The 15843-nt window shown below is 70.2% G+C and carries 21 protein-coding genes; 17 read left to right on the top strand and 4 right to left on the bottom strand.

The window, feature by feature from the left end; all coding sequences use genetic code 11:
* Positions 1-20: 20 nt before the first annotated feature.
* From OO68_RS30325 to OO68_RS30305, 6 genes are all read left to right on the top strand, one after another.
* Entirely contained in the window at positions 21-758 is a 738-nt protein-coding gene (locus OO68_RS30325) for an LmeA family phospholipid-binding protein (RefSeq protein ID WP_033312345.1), read from the top strand.
* A gap of 202 nt (positions 759-960) precedes the next feature.
* The gene (locus OO68_RS48625) at positions 961-1041 is read left to right on the top strand and encodes a putative leader peptide (RefSeq protein WP_350310325.1); all 81 of its coding nucleotides are present in this window, start codon (positions 961-963) and stop codon (positions 1039-1041) included.
* Between the two features lie 137 nt (positions 1042-1178).
* On the top strand, positions 1179-2024 hold the full coding sequence (locus OO68_RS30320) for a sulfurtransferase (RefSeq protein ID WP_033312344.1): 846 nt from the start codon (positions 1179-1181) through the stop codon (positions 2022-2024).
* Positions 2025-2063: 39 nt separating this feature from the next.
* Positions 2064-2351: a DUF1416 domain-containing protein gene (locus OO68_RS30315; RefSeq protein ID WP_003991226.1), complete on the top strand. Its 288-nt coding sequence runs from the start codon at positions 2064-2066 to the stop codon at positions 2349-2351.
* 86 nt (positions 2352-2437) lie between these two features.
* Positions 2438-2698, top strand: a complete 261-nt coding sequence (locus OO68_RS30310) for a DUF3099 domain-containing protein (protein ID WP_033312343.1) — start codon at positions 2438-2440, stop codon at positions 2696-2698.
* 21 nt (positions 2699-2719) lie between these two features.
* Complete coding sequence (locus tag OO68_RS30305; RefSeq protein ID WP_033312342.1) at positions 2720-3097, top strand: VOC family protein; 378 nt, start codon at positions 2720-2722, stop codon at positions 3095-3097.
* Here the strand turns inward: OO68_RS30305 and OO68_RS30300 are convergent.
* A complete protein-coding gene (locus OO68_RS30300) occupies positions 3091-3453 on the bottom strand; it encodes a DsrE family protein (protein ID WP_033312341.1) in 363 nt (120 codons plus the stop codon). The genes OO68_RS30305 and OO68_RS30300 overlap by 7 nt on opposite strands.
* 203 nt (positions 3454-3656) lie before the next feature.
* Between OO68_RS30300 and OO68_RS30290 the strand changes: the two genes are divergently transcribed.
* Genes OO68_RS30290 through ygfZ form a run of 3 tightly spaced genes read left to right on the top strand, consistent with a single transcriptional unit; the run spans position 3657 to position 5662 of the window.
* Positions 3657-4232 carry a heme-binding beta-barrel domain-containing protein gene (locus OO68_RS30290; RefSeq protein ID WP_033312340.1) on the top strand — a complete coding sequence of 192 codons (576 nt, stop codon included), beginning with the start codon at positions 3657-3659 and terminating at the stop codon, positions 4230-4232.
* Positions 4233-4248: 16 nt separating this feature from the next.
* The gene (locus OO68_RS30285; protein WP_030849015.1) at positions 4249-4686 is read left to right on the top strand and encodes a Fur family transcriptional regulator; all 438 of its coding nucleotides are present in this window, start codon (positions 4249-4251) and stop codon (positions 4684-4686) included.
* Between the two features lie 10 nt (positions 4687-4696).
* Positions 4697-5662, top strand: coding sequence for a CAF17-like 4Fe-4S cluster assembly/insertion protein YgfZ (ygfZ, locus tag OO68_RS30280; RefSeq protein WP_033312339.1), 966 nt, complete (start codon positions 4697-4699; stop codon positions 5660-5662).
* A 19-nt stretch (positions 5663-5681) separates the two neighbouring features.
* Here ygfZ and dtd read toward each other — a convergent pair whose 3' ends face one another.
* Positions 5682-6107, bottom strand: coding sequence for a D-aminoacyl-tRNA deacylase (dtd, locus tag OO68_RS30275; protein ID WP_003991219.1), 426 nt, complete (start codon positions 6105-6107; stop codon positions 5682-5684).
* Between the two features lie 211 nt (positions 6108-6318).
* Here dtd and OO68_RS30270 point away from each other — a divergent pair, with 211 nt between their 5' ends.
* The 3 genes from OO68_RS30270 (at position 6319) to OO68_RS30260 (ending at position 9462) form a co-directional block, all read left to right on the top strand.
* On the top strand, positions 6319-6951 hold the full coding sequence (locus OO68_RS30270; protein ID WP_033312338.1) for an RsiG family protein: 633 nt from the start codon (positions 6319-6321) through the stop codon (positions 6949-6951).
* A gap of 82 nt (positions 6952-7033) precedes the next feature.
* Positions 7034-8296 (top strand): GNAT family N-acetyltransferase, encoded by a 1263-nt coding sequence (locus OO68_RS30265; protein WP_033312337.1) that lies wholly within the window; start codon positions 7034-7036, stop codon positions 8294-8296.
* A gap of 248 nt (positions 8297-8544) precedes the next feature.
* Positions 8545-9462: a winged helix-turn-helix domain-containing protein gene (locus tag OO68_RS30260; protein WP_078625531.1), complete on the top strand. Its 918-nt coding sequence runs from the start codon at positions 8545-8547 to the stop codon at positions 9460-9462.
* Positions 9463-9498: 36 nt separating this feature from the next.
* Here OO68_RS30260 and OO68_RS30255 read toward each other — a convergent pair whose 3' ends face one another.
* Positions 9499-9687: a hypothetical protein gene (locus tag OO68_RS30255; protein ID WP_031143363.1), complete on the bottom strand. Its 189-nt coding sequence runs from the start codon at positions 9685-9687 to the stop codon at positions 9499-9501.
* Between the two features lie 148 nt (positions 9688-9835).
* Between OO68_RS30255 and OO68_RS30250 the strand changes: the two genes are divergently transcribed.
* On the top strand, positions 9836-10729 hold the full coding sequence (locus tag OO68_RS30250; RefSeq protein WP_033312335.1) for a winged helix-turn-helix domain-containing protein: 894 nt from the start codon (positions 9836-9838) through the stop codon (positions 10727-10729).
* Positions 10730-10755: 26 nt separating this feature from the next.
* Positions 10756-11469, top strand: a complete 714-nt coding sequence (locus tag OO68_RS30245) for an HAD family hydrolase (RefSeq protein WP_033312334.1) — start codon at positions 10756-10758, stop codon at positions 11467-11469.
* 9 nt (positions 11470-11478) lie between these two features.
* On the opposite strand, the gene OO68_RS30240 is transcribed toward OO68_RS30245, so the two are convergent.
* Positions 11479-11661 (bottom strand): hypothetical protein, encoded by a 183-nt coding sequence (locus tag OO68_RS30240; RefSeq protein WP_033312333.1) that lies wholly within the window; start codon positions 11659-11661, stop codon positions 11479-11481.
* Positions 11662-11832: 171 nt separating this feature from the next.
* Between OO68_RS30240 and OO68_RS30235 the strand changes: the two genes are divergently transcribed.
* The 3 genes from OO68_RS30235 to OO68_RS30225 all read left to right on the top strand — a co-directional run bounded on the left by OO68_RS30235 (position 11833) and on the right by OO68_RS30225 (position 15815).
* Entirely contained in the window at positions 11833-12711 is an 879-nt protein-coding gene (locus tag OO68_RS30235; protein ID WP_033312424.1) for a winged helix-turn-helix domain-containing protein, read from the top strand.
* 253 nt (positions 12712-12964) lie between these two features.
* Positions 12965-15154 (top strand): phosphotransferase family protein, encoded by a 2190-nt coding sequence (locus OO68_RS30230; RefSeq protein ID WP_033312332.1) that lies wholly within the window; start codon positions 12965-12967, stop codon positions 15152-15154.
* A 37-nt stretch (positions 15155-15191) separates the two neighbouring features.
* Complete coding sequence (locus OO68_RS30225; protein ID WP_033312331.1) at positions 15192-15815, top strand: TetR family transcriptional regulator; 624 nt, start codon at positions 15192-15194, stop codon at positions 15813-15815.
* Positions 15816-15843: the final 28 nt, after the last annotated feature.

The raw sequence follows: 15843 nt of genomic DNA, 5'->3' as shown, positions 1-15843 counted from the left end.
TGGGTGGGGGACACAACCGCATGCGCGCACTGCGAATACTGCTGATCTTCGTCGTGATCCTGGGCGGGCTCTTCGTGATCGCCGACCGCGTCGCGGTCAACTTCGCCGAGGACGAGGCCGCCGACCGGCTGAGGACCACCGAGAACCTGTCGGCGACGCCCGACGTGTCGATCAAGGGCTTCCCGTTCCTCACCCAGGTCGCGGGCGGTTCCCTGGACGACATCGAGGTCGGCATCAAGGACTACGAGGCCACCGCGGGCAACGGCGGCCAGAAGATCCGCATCGACGACCTCCAGGCCGACATGAAGGGCGTCGAGTTCTCCGGCGACTACAGCTCCGCCACCGCCTCCACCGCCACCGGCACCGCGACCATCGCCTACGACGAGCTGCTGAAGACGGCGAAGTCCGAGCCCACCCAGGTCGCCCCGGGCGTCACGGCCAACGTCGTCGGCCTCTCCGACGGCGGCAACGGCAAGATCAAGGTCACCGTCGAGGCCACGGTTCTCGGCACCAAGCTCCCGGAGCCGGTCTCCGTGCTCAGCTCGGTGAAGGTGGAGAACGGCACCGTCCGCGTGCACGCCGACGGCCTGCCCAAGTTCGGCGGTGTCGACATCGCCGAGGACCGCGTCCGGGCGATCACCGACTTCCAGCAGAAGATCGACGGCCTGCCCGGCGGCATCAAGCTCGACACCGTCCAGGCCGCCCCGGCCGGCGTCGAGATCACGGTGAAGGGTTCCGACGTCCGGCTGGCCGGGTAGGCAGGGCGCGCGGCGGCGGACCAGAGGTGTCCGGTGGGCGAGACGGTGACGTCCGTGGCTCAGCTGTGACGGCCGATACATCCGGTCACGGTCCGTATCCCGAGGTCTCTCGCAGCCCTGTGGTCCCACATCGCGGATCATCTCGTCTCAGTATGCGACACGCCGGTGACATGCCCGCCTGACCGTCCCTACGATCGACGCTATGAAGCGACAGGCGGACCTCACGAAGCGGCGGGCAGTAGACCTGTGCCGCGTCGCCGCCATGCTCTGTCGCACCTTCTGAGCGATCGCGTCGGCAGTCGCGCCGGCGCGCGCATCCCCGCAGCCCCGCATCACGGGCACCCGTGCGCCGCCCTGCCTCAAGGGCGCGCCCTGCAGACCTCGCACGCCCCGCCGTAACTGCCCCGGAGGAGAAGAAGCATGAGCCGCAGCGACGTCCTGGTCGACGCCGATTGGCTCCAGGAGCACCTGGACGACCCGACCATCGCCATCGTCGAGGTGGACGAGGACACGTCCGCCTACGAGAAGAACCACATCCGCAACGCCATCCGGATCGACTGGACCCAGGACCTCCAGGACCCGGTCCGGCGTGACTTCGTCGACCAGGAGGGCTTCGAGAAGCTCCTGTCCGACAAGGGCATCGGCAACGACCACACCGTGGTCCTCTACGGCGGCAACAACAACTGGTTCGCCTCGTACGCCTACTGGTACTTCAAGCTGTACGGCCACGAGAGCGTCAAGCTCCTCGACGGCGGCCGCAAGAAGTGGGAGCTCGACGCCCGCGAGCTGGTACCCGGCGACGAGGTGCCCGAGCGTGCGAAGACGGACTACAAGGCCAAGGCCCAGGACACGTCCATCCGCGCCTTCCGCGACGACGTCGTGGCCGCCATCGGTTCGCAGAACCTCGTCGACGTGCGTTCGCCCGACGAGTTCTCCGGCAAGCTCCTCGCCCCGGCCCACCTGCCGCAGGAGCAGTCGCAGCGCCCCGGCCACGTGCCCAGCGCCCGCAACATCCCGTGGTCCAAGAACGCCAACGACGACGGCACCTTCAAGTCGGACGACGAGCTCAAGGAGCTCTATGCCGAGGAGAGCGTCGACCTGGCCAAGGACACCATCGCCTACTGCCGCATCGGTGAGCGCTCCGCGCTGACCTGGTTCGTGCTGCACGAGCTCCTCGGTGTGGAGAACGTCAAGAACTACGACGGCTCCTGGACCGAGTACGGCTCCCTCGTGGGCGTGCCGATCGAGCTCGGCGCCAACAAGTAACCCTCCCCGACCGACCTTTCCAGACTTCAGGAGTACGACATGTGCGGTGCGAAGGCCGGCGGCCCCGACGCCTCGACGATCAAGCCCGGTGAGACCACCATCCAGGGTCAGGTGACCAAGGACGGCGAGCCCGTGGTGGGCTACGTGCGTCTGCTGGACTCGACCGGCGAGTTCACGGCCGAGGTGCCGACCTCGGCGACCGGACAGTTCCGCTTCTACGCGGCCGAGGGCACCTGGACCGTCCGTGCCCTCGTGCCCGGTGCCACCGCCGACCGCACGGTCGTCGCCCAGCAGGGCGGACTGGCGGAGGTCGCGATCGCCGTCTGACGGCGACCGGATCGCGAAGGGCCGCACCCCCCGGGTTGGACGCCTGGGGTGCGGCCCTTCGGCCTGCCCGGACCTACCCTGGACACATGTACGCACGCCGGCGTCACACGTACTTCGCGATGATGGGCCTCTGCATCGGCCTCTTCGTGCTGGCCTGGGGTGTCGTGCGGCTGTGGTCGATCCCCGTGGCCGTGGGTATGTGTGTGGTGGCCATGGTCATCCCGCCCGTCGCGGCCATGGTCGCCAACCGGCGCGGGCCGGAGGACCGGTGGTGGGACGACCCCTCCGGGGATCCCCAGTCCGACGCGTGGTGGGACGAACTGGACGGCAAGAAGCGCCGGCAGTGAAACCGGCCGGGGGGAGGAACCATGCGCTTGGCGGCGGCGACGCTGGACGCGCCGGACGCGCGTGAGCTGGCGGAGTTCTATCTGCGGCTGCTGCCGGGCTGGTGCGTGTGGCGGGGGGAGGAAGGGCCGGACTGGGTGCACATCAGGCCGCCCGACGGCGGTACGGGACTGTCCTTCCAGACCGAACCCGCCTACCGCCCGCCCACCTGGCCGGGCGCCGCGGACCGGCAGCAGATGATGATCCACCTCGACATCGAGGTCGACGACCTGGAGCGGGAGACCGCGCGGGCCGTCGCGGAGGGCGCGCGGCCCGCGGAGTTCCAGCCGCAGGACGACGTACGGGTGCTCCTGGACCCGGCGGGCCACCCGTTCTGCCTCTACACGGAAACGCCTCAGTAGACGAGCGCCTGCGTCCCGTCCGCCAGCGACTCCTGGACGAAGACCTGCGCGCCCGCGATCCGGACACCCTTGATGACATCCTGCTCCGTGATCTCGCGGCGGGCCGCGCACTGCGTGCACAGGGTGACGCGGCCGCCCGCGAGGAGGGAGTCCAGCAGGTCGGGCAGGGGAGCCGCGTGCGGCAGCTCGAACTCGGCGGCCCGGCCGGGCAGGGCGAACCAGGCGGACTCGCCGGTCAGCCACAGGGAGACGTCGACGCCGCTGGCCACGGCCACCGCCGCCACCGTGAACGCCTGGGAGCACCGCTCGGGGGCGTCGGCCCCCGCCGTCACCTTGATCACCAGCTTCTTCGCCATAGCCGGAATCGTAGTGCCGAAAGGGCCCGCGTAAGCTGGGCTCGGCCCTGTGCACCCATTCGCACCCCGCTCAAGGAGCACCCCGTGGAGATCTTCTTCGAAATCCTGTTGGTCCTGGTCGCCGTCGGCGTCCTCGCCTTCGCCGGACTGACCGTGAAGAAGCTGTACCAGGGCCAGCGCTGACCCACGTCTAGGAAGTTCCCATGATCGAGATCCCGTCCGACCTCCACAAGGACCTCGTCCCGCTCGCCTTCCTGCTCGGCGACTGGGCGGGCGCCGGCGTGCACGACTTCCCCGGCTCCGAGAAGTGCAACTTCGGGCAGGAGGTCTCCTTCACCCACGACGGCCGGGACTTCCTGGAGTACCGGTCCCACAGCTGGGTGCTGGACCAGGACGGCAACAAGGTCCGTCCCCTGGAGTCCGAGCACGGCTTCTGGCGGATCGACGCCGCCCGCAAGGTCGAGGTGACGATGACCCGCGACGACGGCGTCATCGAGATCTGGTACGGCGAGCTGGCCGACAAGAAGCCGCAGATCGACCTCGTGACGGACGCGGTGGCCCGCACGGCCGCCTCCCAGCCCTACACCGGCGGCAAGCGCCTGTACGGCTACGTCAAGAGCGATCTGATGTGGGTCGGCGAGAAGCAGACCCCCGAGGTCGAGCTGCGCCCGTACATGTCCGCCCACCTCAAGAAGGTCGTCACCCCGGAGGAGGTCGAGCGCTGGGCCAAGGCCCTGCCCGACGACATGCCGGACGACGGGATCGCTTTCTTCAAGTAGTCCTAGACTGGCCGGTGTGGTGAGCACCGACTGGAAGAGCGATCTGCGGCAGCGCGGCTACCGGCTGACCCCGCAGCGGCAACTCGTGCTCGAAGCCGTGGACACCCTGGAGCACGCGACCCCCGACGACATCCTCGTGGAAGTGAGGAAGACGGCGTCGGGGGTCAACATTTCCACGGTGTACCGGACGCTGGAGCTCCTGGAGGAGCTCGGTCTGGTCAGTCACGCGCATCTGGGGCACGGGGCGCCGACGTACCACCTCGCGGACCGGCACCACCACATCCACCTGGTCTGCCGCGACTGCCAGAACGTGATCGAGGCGGACGTCTCCGTGGCCGCCGAGTTCACGGCCAAGCTGCGGGAGACGTTCGGCTTCGACACCGACCTGAAGCACTTCGCGATCTTCGGCCGGTGCGAGGACTGCACTCTCAAGGCTTCAACTACCGAGTCGTAGGCTTAGGCATATGAAGAGCCCCCTGCTGACCCTGCCCGGCGCCGTCCCCGCCGAGGGCGTGGACGAAGGCGTCGCCGCCCACTACGGCGACCTGTTCCGTGAGCAGCGTGCCCTCGCCGACGGCACCGGATTCGTGGACCTCTCGCACCGGGGAGTCGTCGCCGTCACCGGCGAGGACCGGCTGGCCTGGCTGCACCTGCTGCTCACCCAGCACGTCAGCGACCTCCCGGCGGGCCGGGCCACCGAGGCCCTGATCCTCTCCGCCAACGGCCACATCGAGCACGCGCTGTACCTCGTCGACGACGGCGGAACGGTCTGGGCCCATGTGGAGCCGGGCACCCAGGAGGCGCTGATCGCCTACCTGGAGTCGATGAAGTTCTTCTACAAGGTCGAGGTCGCCGACCGCACGGCGGACACCGCGGTCGTGCACCTCCCGGCCGGCTCCATCGCCGAGGTCCCCGAGGGCGTCGTCGTACGGGAGACGCCGCACGGACGGGACCTGTTCCTGCCGCGCGCCGACCTGGAGGCCTACGCCGCGCAGGCCGGGCCGCCCGCCGGGATCCTCGCCCACGAGGCGCTGCGCGTGGAGCAGCACCGGCCCCGGCTCGGCTTCGAGACCGACCACCGCACCATCCCGCACGAGCTGGGCTGGATCGGCTCGGCGGTGCACCTGCAGAAGGGCTGCTACCGGGGGCAGGAGACGGTCGCCCGGGTGCAGAACCTGGGCAAGCCGCCGCGCCGGCTGGTCTTCCTGCATCTGGACGGCAGCGAGGTCCACCTGCCGGCGGCCGGCACCGAGCTCCGCCTCGCGGAGGACTCGCCCGACGGCCGGAAGATCGGCTTCATCACGACCTCCGCACGCCACCACGAGCTCGGGCCGGTCGCCCTCGCCCTGGTGAAGCGGAACGTGGCCGTGGACGCGCCGCTGGTGGCCGGGGACACCGCCGCCGCCCAGGAAGTCGTCGTCGCGCCGTAGGACTTGTAGACCTTTCGGGTCAGATTTCGATCTGCACGGTGAACGGGCCGTCGTTCGTCAGCGATACCCTCATCGCCGCTCCGAAACGGCCCGTGGCCACCGTCGCGCCCAGCGAGCGCAGCTGGGCGACGACCTCGTCGACCAGCGGCTCGGCGACGTCCCCGGGGGCGGCGGCGTTCCAGGTGGGGCGGCGGCCCTTGCGGGCGTCGCCGTAGAGCGTGAACTGGCTGATCACCAGGAGCGGGGCGTCGACGTCGCTGCACGACTTCTCGTCGTGCAGCATGCGGATCGACCAGAGCTTGCGGGCCAGCTGGGCCGCCTTCTCCTTGGTGTCCTCGTGGGTGACGCCGACGAGGACGCACAGCCCCTCGCCCTCGATCGCGCCCACCGTCTCGCCGTCCACGACGACGCTCGCGCCGTCCACCCTCTGCACCACAGCTCGCATGCGTCCATCATGCAGGGCGGTGACATCGGCGCCGCGGGCGGTCGGCGCATGGCCCGAAAGGGTGGTTTGCACGGGCACCAACAGCCCCTGCACGGCCGTATTTTGCTGCTATACCGCCCATCTGGGGTCTATCGGGGGCACTCGTTCCCATAGCGGCCACTTGGGGTGGCACGATGCTTGCACACACCGGTCGAGGGGACGGTTGAGGCACATGAGCACATCAAGCACCGGACAGCAGCAGGCGGCTTTCCGGTCGACGTACACGGGGATCGGCGCGTCGGAGTACCACCGGCCGCCCACACAGCGCACGGACAGCCCGCGGCTGCCCTCGGACACCTCCGAGCCCGGGCTCACCGCGCTGAGCCTGCCCGACCTGCGCACGCTGCGCCGCAAGGCCCAGCGCGACGAGGCCGACCTCAGCTATCTGCGGCGGCTGCTCCAGGGACGGATCGACATCCTGCGCGCCGAGGTCGCCCGGCGCACGCCGGGGGGCGGGGCCTCCGTGGCCGGGCCCGACGAGGGCTCGGTGGTGGAGCGGCTGGCGGAGATCCTGCGGGACGGCCCGGCCCGGCACCGCTCCTCGGCCCGCCACCTGACCCTGGGCACCCCGCAGGGCGAGGAGTACCGGCGGCTGGCCGCGGAGATGCTTGCCGAGGTCGAGCTGTCCGACCTGGACGCGCGCACGGCCCAGGAGCTGACCGCGGCGATGGGACGGCTCGAACGCCACGAGCAGCAGGTCTCCCGCCGCCGCCGGCGGCTCCAGCGCACGGCCGACGAGTGCAGCGCGGAGATCGCGCGCCGGTACCGCGAGGGGGAGGCGCAGGTCGACGACCTGCTGGTGTGAGCCGTCCCGGGGCGGGCCCGGGGGAGGGCCGGCGGTCGGTTATTCACGCGACACCGACCGGCCCTCCGCCTAGCGTGAGTTCATGACCTCCGTGTCCCGTGCCGACGACATCGACGTACGCCCGATCACCGCGTCCGAGTTCACCGACTGGCTGCGTGCCGTGAACACCGGCTTCCTGCGGGTGCCGGCGCTCACGGAGGAGGAGATCGAGGGCCGGCGCGCGAAGTTCGTCGAGGGCCGCTACCTCGGAGCCTTCGACCACGGCAGGTGTGTTGCGACCTTCCGGTCGTTCGGCCAGGAGCTGACGGCCGTGGGCGGCGCGAGTGTCCCGGCGGACGCGATCTCGGGCGTCACCGTCACCGCCACCCACCGCCGCCGCGGGCTGCTCAGCCGGATGATGGCGCGGGACCTGGCGGCCGCGAAGGAGCGCGGGGACGTCGTCGCGACGCTGATCGCCGCCGAGTACCCGATCTACGGCCGCTACGGCTTCGGGCCGGCGACGTGGATGGCGGAGTGGACGGTCGACGTGCCGCGCGCCGGCCTCGACGCCCGCCGCGCGGGCCCGGCGGACGGCGGGCGGATCGACCTGGTGGAGGGCGAGGACGTCCGCAAGCTCGGCCCCGAGCTGCACGAGCGGCTCTGCCGCCGCCAGCCCGGCGCCATCGACCGCGACGAGCTGTGGTGGAAGTGGAACACCGGCGCCGTACGGATCGACCCGTCCTGGAAGGACCCCTTCTACGCGGTGTACCGCTCCGCGTCCGGCGATGTCGAGGGCATGGCCGCCTACGACGTGGACGACACCTGGGGTGACGCCAAGCAGCCGTTGAACACGGCGACCGTGCGGTGGCTGTTCGGCGTGACACCGGCCGCGGAACGCGCGCTGTGGGAGTACCTGTGCTCCATCGACTGGATCGTGAAGGTGAAGAGCGGCTGGCGGGCGCCCGACGACCTGCTCCCGCACGTCCTGCCCGACCCGCGGGCGGCCCGGATCACCACGCTGGCGGACTGGCTGTGGGTCCGGATCCTGGACGTCGTACGGGCGCTGGAGGCGCGGACGTACGAGGGGAGCGGGGAACTGGTGCTGGAGATCGCCGGGGTGGACGGGCTGACCGGCGGGCGCTACCGGCTGGAGGCCTCACCCGAGGGGGCGTCCTGCACGCCGACCACCGAGAGCGCGGAACTCGCACTGGGACTGGGCGAGTTGGGTGCGCTGTGGCTCGGGGACGAGTCGGCGGTGCGGCTGGCGGCGCTGGGGCGGGTGCGCGAAGAACGAGCGGGCGCCGCCCGGAAGGCCGACGCCCTGCTGCGTACGCCCAGGCGGCCGTGGTGCCCGGACATGTTCTGAGCCGCTCCCTCCTGCCGGTGTGCTGGGACCCGCATCCGTAGCGAGCTGTTCAGTTGTGGTTGTCGTGCGGCCGGGCCGGCCGGGCGGGACTCCCGGCTCCCCTCCGGAAGGGAGTCCCTGAGCGGGTGGCCAACCCCCTGGAGGTCTGACCATGTTCCCCAAGTTGGTTACCAACTTCACTGTTCTTATCTCCGCTTGGAAGCGGCTCATAACCACCTTTCCGTGAACTGCCGCAAGATGGCGAGAAGTTGTACTGTGCAGTTGTGGACCCGGAACACGACTCCGTCACTGGGCGGAAGAGGTCGCAGCGGCCACAGAGAACACATCACGAGGTGGCCGACGCGCTGCGCGCCCGGATCAGGTCAGGGGCGCTGCGCCCGGGTGAGCGCATGCCCACCCAGGCTCAGCTGGCCCACGAGTTCGGTGTCGAGCGCGGGGCGGTGCGGCAGGCGCTGCGCCTGCTCCAGTCCGAGCGGTTGCTCACCAACGTGTCCAAGGGCAGCCCGGCGACCGTCGCCCCCGATCCCGTCGGCGCGCTGACCGGCCCGCAGGCCCCGCCGCTGCCCACCACGGTGGCTCTCGCGCCCCGGATAGCGACGGCGTTCGCGGCGGAGCACGTGGAGATCGACGCCGTGTGCCTGACGTCCATCTCCCTCACGCTCGCGATCGGCGAGCCGCTGCGGCAGATCCACGCCGGACGGCTGAAACCGGCCAAGGTCGACGTGCGGGTGCTGCTGCCGAGCCGGGACATCGACCTGGCCTTCCCGGTGCCGGTCGAGGGGGGCGGCGACGACTGGGTGCACGAGCGGTGGCTGGCGATGCGCAACGCCCAGGGGCAGGTCCTCCAGCACAATCTGCTGGCCCTGCGCGCCACCCATGGCATCGATGTGCAGGTCACGTTCCGGGCGCTGCCCTTCACCCCGCCGGTGAAGCTGTACCTGCTCAACGGCACGGAGGCGCTGTTCGCGTACTACACGCTGACGCGCCGGGAGGCCGAGGCCGATCACGAGCAGCCGGCGCTGTACGACGCCCAGGGCACCCGGTCCATGCTGTTCGCCTTCCGGCAGGGCGCCGGGCTGCGGGACACGACGTTCGTGGAGCAGTCGCACCTGTGGTTCAACGCATTGTGGGAGACGATCAGTTCGGAGCTGGTGCTCACGAGCTGACGTCTCCCACGGGTCGTTCCGGGGTGGCGCGGTGACTCATCGGGCGGGCCCCGTCATCAGCAGCGCGAGCACGACCGCTCCCGCGGAGCTGACGGCCGGGCTCTTGGCCTTGACGCCCACGGTGAGAAGGATCAGGCCCACGATGCCGGCCGGACCGTACTTCCACTGGACGAGCTGCTCGAAGGCGACGACGAAGGCGGCGGAGAGGAGAGCGAGGGCGGGCATCGGTGTTCCCCCTTCGGAAGTCCGGAAGCAAAACTTCCGCCAACTCCGAGAAGTTGGCAACCAACTCTGATTGAGTTGTCCCCACTTGGCCCCTAGTTATAAACAACCTTCAAACAACTCCCGCCAGATGGATCAGAGTTGTAGCGTTTTGGTCGTGACCCAGGAGAGCGTGGCGGAGAACGTGGCAGTGAACGGCAGCAGAAGGTCATCGCCCCAGGAGATCGCCGACAGCCTGCGGGAACGCATCCGGGCCGGCGAGCTCAAGCCCGGGGACCGCCTGCCCACCCAGGCGGAACTGGCCGAGGAGTTCGGCGTGGAGCGCGGCGCGGTCCGCCAGGCCCTGCGGGTGCTCCAGGAGGACGGTCTGCTCACCAACGTCAGCAAGGGCAGCCCGCCACGGATCGCCGCCCCGGCCCCGGCCCGGGGGGAGCCCCAGCCGACGATGGTGGGCCTGGCGCCGCGCCTGGTGGAGGCGTTCTCGGCGCGACAGGTGCGCGCCGATGTCGTCTGCCACACCGCGGAGACACTGATGGTCGCCCTCGGCGAGCCGCTCCGTCTGATCCACGAGGGGCGCATCCGCCCCGAGTCGATCGACGTCCGCATCCTGGTCCCGTCCCGGGACATCGAACTGGCCTTCCCGGTCCCGGTCGAGGCCCACGGCGAGGACGACTCCGTCCACCAGCGCTGGCTGGCCATGCGCAACGCCCAGGGCCAGGTCCTGCAGCACAACCTGCTCGCCCTGCGCTCCACCCACGGCATGGACGTCCGGGTCCGTTTCCGGGCGCTGCCGTTCACCCCGCCGGTGAAGCTGTACCTGCTCAACGAGGAAGAGGCCCTGATGGGCTACTACATGCTGACCAGGCGGGAGGAGGAGTGGGGGAGCCGGACGCTGGACATGTACGACGTCCTGGGCTCGAAGTCCCTGCTGTTCTCCTTCGCCCGGAGGTCCGGCCGGCGGGACGCGGCGTTCGTGGAGGAATCCCAGAAGTGGTTCAACGCCCTCTGGGAAACCATCACGACGGACCTGACACTCTCCTCGTGACTCCTGATACGGCGCAGACTGGTGCGGTGACAATCGAGACCGAGAACGATCCGTACGAACTCCGCGATCTGACCAGACGCGCGCGTGTCGTGCTCTGGGACTTCGACGGGCCCATCTGCCGCCTGTTCGCCGGACACTCGGCGGAGCAGGTGGCGAGCGACCTGGTCTCCTGGCTCGAGGGCCGGGGCCTGCACGGCCTGCTCACCGAGGCCGAGCGGGAATCCCTCGACCCGCACGTGGTGCTGCGTGCCGTGGACCGCCGGCACCCCGGCAGCGACCTCGTCGCCGAGCTGGAGGAGCGTCTCACCCAGGAGGAACTGCGGGCGGCGTCCTCGGCTTGGCCGACCGCTTACGCCGACCCGCTGATCCGCACCTGGACCGCCGTGGGCGCGCGCCTGGCCATCACCACGAACAACTCGCCACGGGTGGTCCGCAAGTACCTCGCGGGGCGCGGCCTCGCCGACTGCTTCGCCCCGCACATCTACGGCCGCACCCAGGAACTGCACCACCTGAAGCCGGATCCGCACTGTCTGAACCGGGCGCTGAGCGCGATGGGGGCGGCGCCGGGCGATGCCCTGATGATCGGCGACACGCCGTCCGACCACGAGGCGGCCGGGCGGGCAGGGGTGCCCTTCCTCGGTTATGCGCGCAACGGAAGGAAGGCCAAGCTCCTGAGGGTGGCCGGGGCCGACGTGGTGCTGGAGTCCCTGGAGCCGTTGCTGAGGCTGCTGCGCGCTTAGGTGCCGGCCCTAGTGCTGGGCGAGTAACAGGCCGAGGAGGACGGCGGCTATGGTCAGACAGGTCGGGTTCCGGGTGCGCAGGCCGACTCCGATGAGGAACAGGCAGAGCATCCCGGACGTACCGTAGCGGGTCTCGATCACGCGCTCGAAGGTCAGACCGAGGAGTGCGGACAGCAGTTGTACGAGTTTCATGGCGCCCCCAGCTACCACTTCCCGTGAAGCGATCAACTTGCAGTCCAATTGGACTGGTTGTCGCAGTGTGGTTCTGCCCTGGGCTGCTGATCCCTTAACTCGTCGCCAAGTTGACTGCCCGAGTTGACTGAAGGCGGTTTGACCGTCTGGGTGAAGAGGTACGGTCGCGGTGTGAGTGAGGGGCACACCGGCGAGGGCGGCGGCAGATCATTCGAGCGCGTCGCGGGCGAGTTGCGGGAGCGCATGGCCAGCGGCCGCTACCCGCTGAACTCCCTCCTGCCGCCGCAGCGCGAGCTGGCCGACGAGTTCGGCGTCTCCCGTGACACCGTTCAGCGCGTCCTCAAGGAGCTGAAGAGCGAGGGCTGGATCGAGTCCCGGCAGGGGAGCGGGTCCAAGGTGATCAAGTCCCAGCGGATCCACTCGCCGACGAGCAGTCAACGGCCCGACCGCGTGATCACGCTCGGCCCCCTCATCAGCGCCGCGTTCGAACGGCCGGAAGTCACCCTGGACGCCTACACGTTGACGTCCGAGTCGCTGGACGTCCACATCCGGCTGCAAGCCGAGCGGATCCGTTCCGGTGTCATCGCGCCCGAGCGCATCGCCCTGCGCATACTGCTGCCGTCGGCGTCGATGGAGCTGCCCTACCCGCGCGCTGTGAGCGGCGGGGACGCTCCCCGCCTGAGGGACCGCTTCCGCACCATCACCCGGCGGAGCACCGAGTCCCTGAACCATGTGCTGAGGGACCTGGAGGCGGCGAAGCTGGTCCCGTCCGTGGAGCTGGAGATCCGGCACGCGCCTCTGACCCCGGCGTTCAAGCTGTACGTGATCAACGGGGTCGAGGTGCTGCACGGCCCGTACCTGGTCGAAGAGCGGGAGCTGGTCCTGGACAGCGGGGAGCAGGTGCGTGCACTCGACGTCCTGGGCCTCGGCGCCACGCTGACGCACCACGTGGAGGACGACGACCCGGACTCGGCCGGAAGCGTCTTCGTGGACAGCATGCGCAAGTGGTACGAGTCCGTCTGGGACCTGTTGTCCGAGCGCCCTGAGTAGCGAAAAGGCGCTCAGGGAAGCAGGAGAGGGCCGAGGGGCGGGTGGGTGTAGCATTCCCGCACCGTGCACCGACTGAGTCGATCGCCCGCCCTCGTTCGTATGTGAAGGCCGACCGGCCGATCGAACAAGCTCGCGCAGGCTCATACAGATGAGTGGCAAACCACCCGTATCGGCTCACTCCGCCATGCGCGGCCCCCGCCGCGAACCTACGGTTTGCCTTACCGTCCCCCTTCTCGTACTTCCGGAGCGGCCAGTGGGCGCACCCCCTCTTCCCCGTCCTCTTCTCGGGGAGCGCGCCTCGCACGACGCCACCTGCCGGGCTTTCGTGAAACGGGCCGCCGAGCTGGGGCAGGCGACCAGCGGCCACCACAACTGGAACTACGTCCTCCCGCTCACGGAGGGGATGGCCCGCCTGGTCGGACGGGAGCCAGGGACGTCGGTGACCGTCCGGGGGCGGCGTCCGGACGCGCTGCCCGTGGTCATCCGGACGTGGCAGAACGAGGCGGAGATCCTCGACGCCGTCCGGGGCGTCCTGCCGCACGCGCCGGAATGCCTGCTCAAGCACGACGGGTTCGCCGTCCACAGCTTCGTGGAAGGCGTTCCGCTCTCCAGCGTCTGCGGCAACGGCAAGCCCGTCGACCACCTGCTCGTCCAGGCCCTGGCGGGGCTGCTCGCCCAGATGACGCACGTACGGCGTGGAGCGCTGCCGGCCCTCCCTCCCGTCTGGCCCCGCAACCACACGGACAGTCAGGGCTTCCTCCAGACGTTGGTACACCTGGCCGACCGGCAGATCCGGCGGCCCAACTGGACATCGTTCGGCGGGTTGTTCGCGGCGCTCGGCATCCCCGAGGACGCGCTCGCCGAGCTGGCCGGGCGGGTTCCGGCGATGGCGCGGCGGCCGTACAGCCTGCTCCACGCCGACCTGCACCGCGACAACGTGATCGTGTCGTACGCGGGTGACCCGCCCCTCATCTGCGTCGACTGGGAGCTCGCCACCTACGGCGACCCGCTGCACGACCTCGCGACCCACCTCGTGCGCATGCGGTACCCGGCCGACCAGTGGGCCGACGTGGTCGACGCATGGGCCGGGGCCATGCAGGAGATCCGTCCGGCCGCCGTCAACGGCCTGGCCAGGGACCTCCGGCACTACCTGGCCTTCGAGCGGGCCCAGTCCGTCTTCCCGGACGTGATGCGGGCCGCCCGGTCCTTGGGGGAATCGTTCACGCAGACGAGCCTGGACGAGGCGACCGCGGAGGTGTGGCGGGCCCTGGAGGCGGCGGCGGAGCCGCTGCGCCTCACGAGGGTGCCGCGTGAGGGCGAGATCAGGCGGGTCCTGTTCCGATGGCTGGTGTCGCGCATGAACGGGACCTTCAGCGGCCGGGCCTGGATCGCGAAGGCGTTCGAGTGGAGGCCCGACCGGCGGGTGCCGGAGCGCCCCGACTTCCCGCCGGCCGCGGTGCGGGAGGCGCTGCTGGCGGAGGGAGCCGCTCCCGCGGGGAGGGTGTTCAAGGGGACCGCCCACCTGAACACCGTGGTGACCGTGCCGGGCGTCGACTCGCCCGTCGTCGTCCGGCGGAAGCTGCCCGACGTGTGCCGGCGGGAGCGGGGATTTCTCAGCGAGCACGCGGTGCTGAGGGCGATCGAGGAATCGTCCATCGACGTGGCGGCGCCGAGGGTGCTCGCACTGGGCGAGACGTTGCAGAGCGACACCTTCGCCTTGCACACCTACGTCGGGCCCCGAGACGTCGGCCGGCCCCCCGACCACCCCGTCCACGGCCTGTTGCCGCACGAAGCCGACAGTCTGGTGGACCAGCTCTGCGCCCTGACGCGCGTGCGGTATGGACAGGTCGATCCGACGGCCGGTGAGGGCCGGTTCCACCGCTGGTTGCAGGAGCAGCTCATCGCCCTGGTGCGGGGCCTGCCGAAAGAGTCCCGGCAACTGGCCCGGCATCTCGGACTGCCCGACGCGGACCGCTTGCGGCTGATCCTCTCCCGTCACGAGCTGAGCGAGCGTCAGCCCGCCCTGCTGCACGGGGACCTCAACCCCTGGAACCTCGTACGCCGCGACGACCACCTCGCGCTGACGATCATCGACTGGGAGATGGCCGTGGTCGGCGACCCCCTGTACGACCTCGTCCGGCACATGCACCTCACGCCGACCCGGCCGGAGATCAGGGACCGGATGTTCCGCCGCTGGGAGCGTCGGCTGCCGGCCGAGTACACCCACGACTGGCGCAAGGACTGGCAGGTGTACCGCTGGCTGGAGATCGTGCGCTCCGCCTACGTCGACCTGGACCGCATCGTCACCGGAGCGAGCCTGGACGCCCCGAACGTCCGCAGGGCGGTGGACTCCTACGCGGTGACCCTCGCCGCCGCCACCGCCTCCCTCGGCCTCCCCACGCGTTCCACGGCGAACCCGTACCTCGCCCGCGCCTTCGCTTAGATCTCAGGGGTTTTCGGCACTGCGTAGGCTCCCTCTCATGAGCGACCCCGGCCTGCGTGAGCGCAAGAAGCAGCGGATGTACGAGACCGTGTCGGACATCGCCGTGCGGCTCTTCATGGAGAAGGGGTTCGACGCGGTGTCCGTCGCGGAGGTGGCGGCGGCGGCCGAGATCTCGAAGCCGACGCTGTTCCGGTACTTCCCGGCCAAGGAGGACCTGGTGCTGTACCGGATCGCCGATCACGAGGGCGAGGCCGCCCGGGTGGTCGCGCAGGGCGAGGGGGCGGCCGTGGAGGCGCTGCGGCGGCATTTCCTGGCGGGGCTGGAGCGCGGCGACCCCGTGACCGGGCTCAGCGACCATCCCGACGTGCTCGCCTTCCACTCCCTGCTCTACGGGACGCCCTCCCTGGTGGCCCGGGCGTACACGCACCAGGAGCGGTCGGAGGCCGCGCTCGCCGAGGTGCTCGGGGGTGATCTGGACGCGCGGCTCGCGGCCGGGCAGATCATGGCCGTGCTGCGGGTGCTGGCGCTGGAGAACTGGCGGCGGATCGCGGCGGGGGAGCGGGTGGCGGACGTGCGGCCGGACGCGGTGGCGGCGGCGGAGCGGGCGTTCGGCCGGCTCGCGGCCGGGCTGCCGCCGCACCTCTCTGGTGATACTCGGTAATTTATTTAACTCGGTCACTTTTTCGCGT

The organism is Streptomyces iakyrus (genome assembly GCF_000717055.1).
Classification (GTDB): domain Bacteria; phylum Actinomycetota; class Actinomycetes; order Streptomycetales; family Streptomycetaceae; genus Streptomyces; species Streptomyces iakyrus.
Note: the sequence above shows the minus strand (reverse complement) of the source record. Positions and strands in the feature narration are given on the sequence as shown.

Excerpts from the sequence above, each read along its gene's own strand:
- OO68_RS30255 (WP_031143363.1), bottom strand. The coding sequence starts at position 9,687 with ATGCCCGCCCTCGCTCTCCTCTCCGCCGCCTTCGTCGTCGCCTTCGAG.
- OO68_RS30240 (WP_033312333.1), bottom strand. The coding sequence starts at position 11,661 with ATGAAACTCGTACAACTGCTGTCCGCACTCCTCGGTCTGACCTTCGAG.
- OO68_RS30265 (WP_033312337.1), top strand. The coding sequence starts at position 7,034 with ATGACCTCCGTGTCCCGTGCCGACGACATCGACGTACGCCCGATCACC.
- ygfZ (WP_033312339.1), top strand. The coding sequence starts at position 4,697 with ATGAAGAGCCCCCTGCTGACCCTGCCCGGCGCCGTCCCCGCCGAGGGC.
- OO68_RS30315 (WP_003991226.1), top strand. The coding sequence starts at position 2,064 with ATGTGCGGTGCGAAGGCCGGCGGCCCCGACGCCTCGACGATCAAGCCC.
- OO68_RS30300 (WP_033312341.1), bottom strand. The coding sequence starts at position 3,453 with ATGGCGAAGAAGCTGGTGATCAAGGTGACGGCGGGGGCCGACGCCCCC.
- dtd (WP_003991219.1), bottom strand. The coding sequence starts at position 6,107 with ATGCGAGCTGTGGTGCAGAGGGTGGACGGCGCGAGCGTCGTCGTGGAC.
- OO68_RS30320 (WP_033312344.1), top strand. The coding sequence starts at position 1,179 with ATGAGCCGCAGCGACGTCCTGGTCGACGCCGATTGGCTCCAGGAGCAC.
- OO68_RS30270 (WP_033312338.1), top strand. The coding sequence starts at position 6,319 with ATGAGCACATCAAGCACCGGACAGCAGCAGGCGGCTTTCCGGTCGACG.
- OO68_RS30305 (WP_033312342.1), top strand. The coding sequence starts at position 2,720 with ATGCGCTTGGCGGCGGCGACGCTGGACGCGCCGGACGCGCGTGAGCTG.
- OO68_RS48625 (WP_350310325.1), top strand. The coding sequence starts at position 961 with ATGAAGCGACAGGCGGACCTCACGAAGCGGCGGGCAGTAGACCTGTGC.
- OO68_RS30325 (WP_033312345.1), top strand. The coding sequence starts at position 21 with ATGCGCGCACTGCGAATACTGCTGATCTTCGTCGTGATCCTGGGCGGG.
- OO68_RS30310 (WP_033312343.1), top strand. The coding sequence starts at position 2,438 with ATGTACGCACGCCGGCGTCACACGTACTTCGCGATGATGGGCCTCTGC.
- OO68_RS30290 (WP_033312340.1), top strand. The coding sequence starts at position 3,657 with ATGATCGAGATCCCGTCCGACCTCCACAAGGACCTCGTCCCGCTCGCC.
- OO68_RS30225 (WP_033312331.1), top strand. The coding sequence starts at position 15,192 with ATGAGCGACCCCGGCCTGCGTGAGCGCAAGAAGCAGCGGATGTACGAG.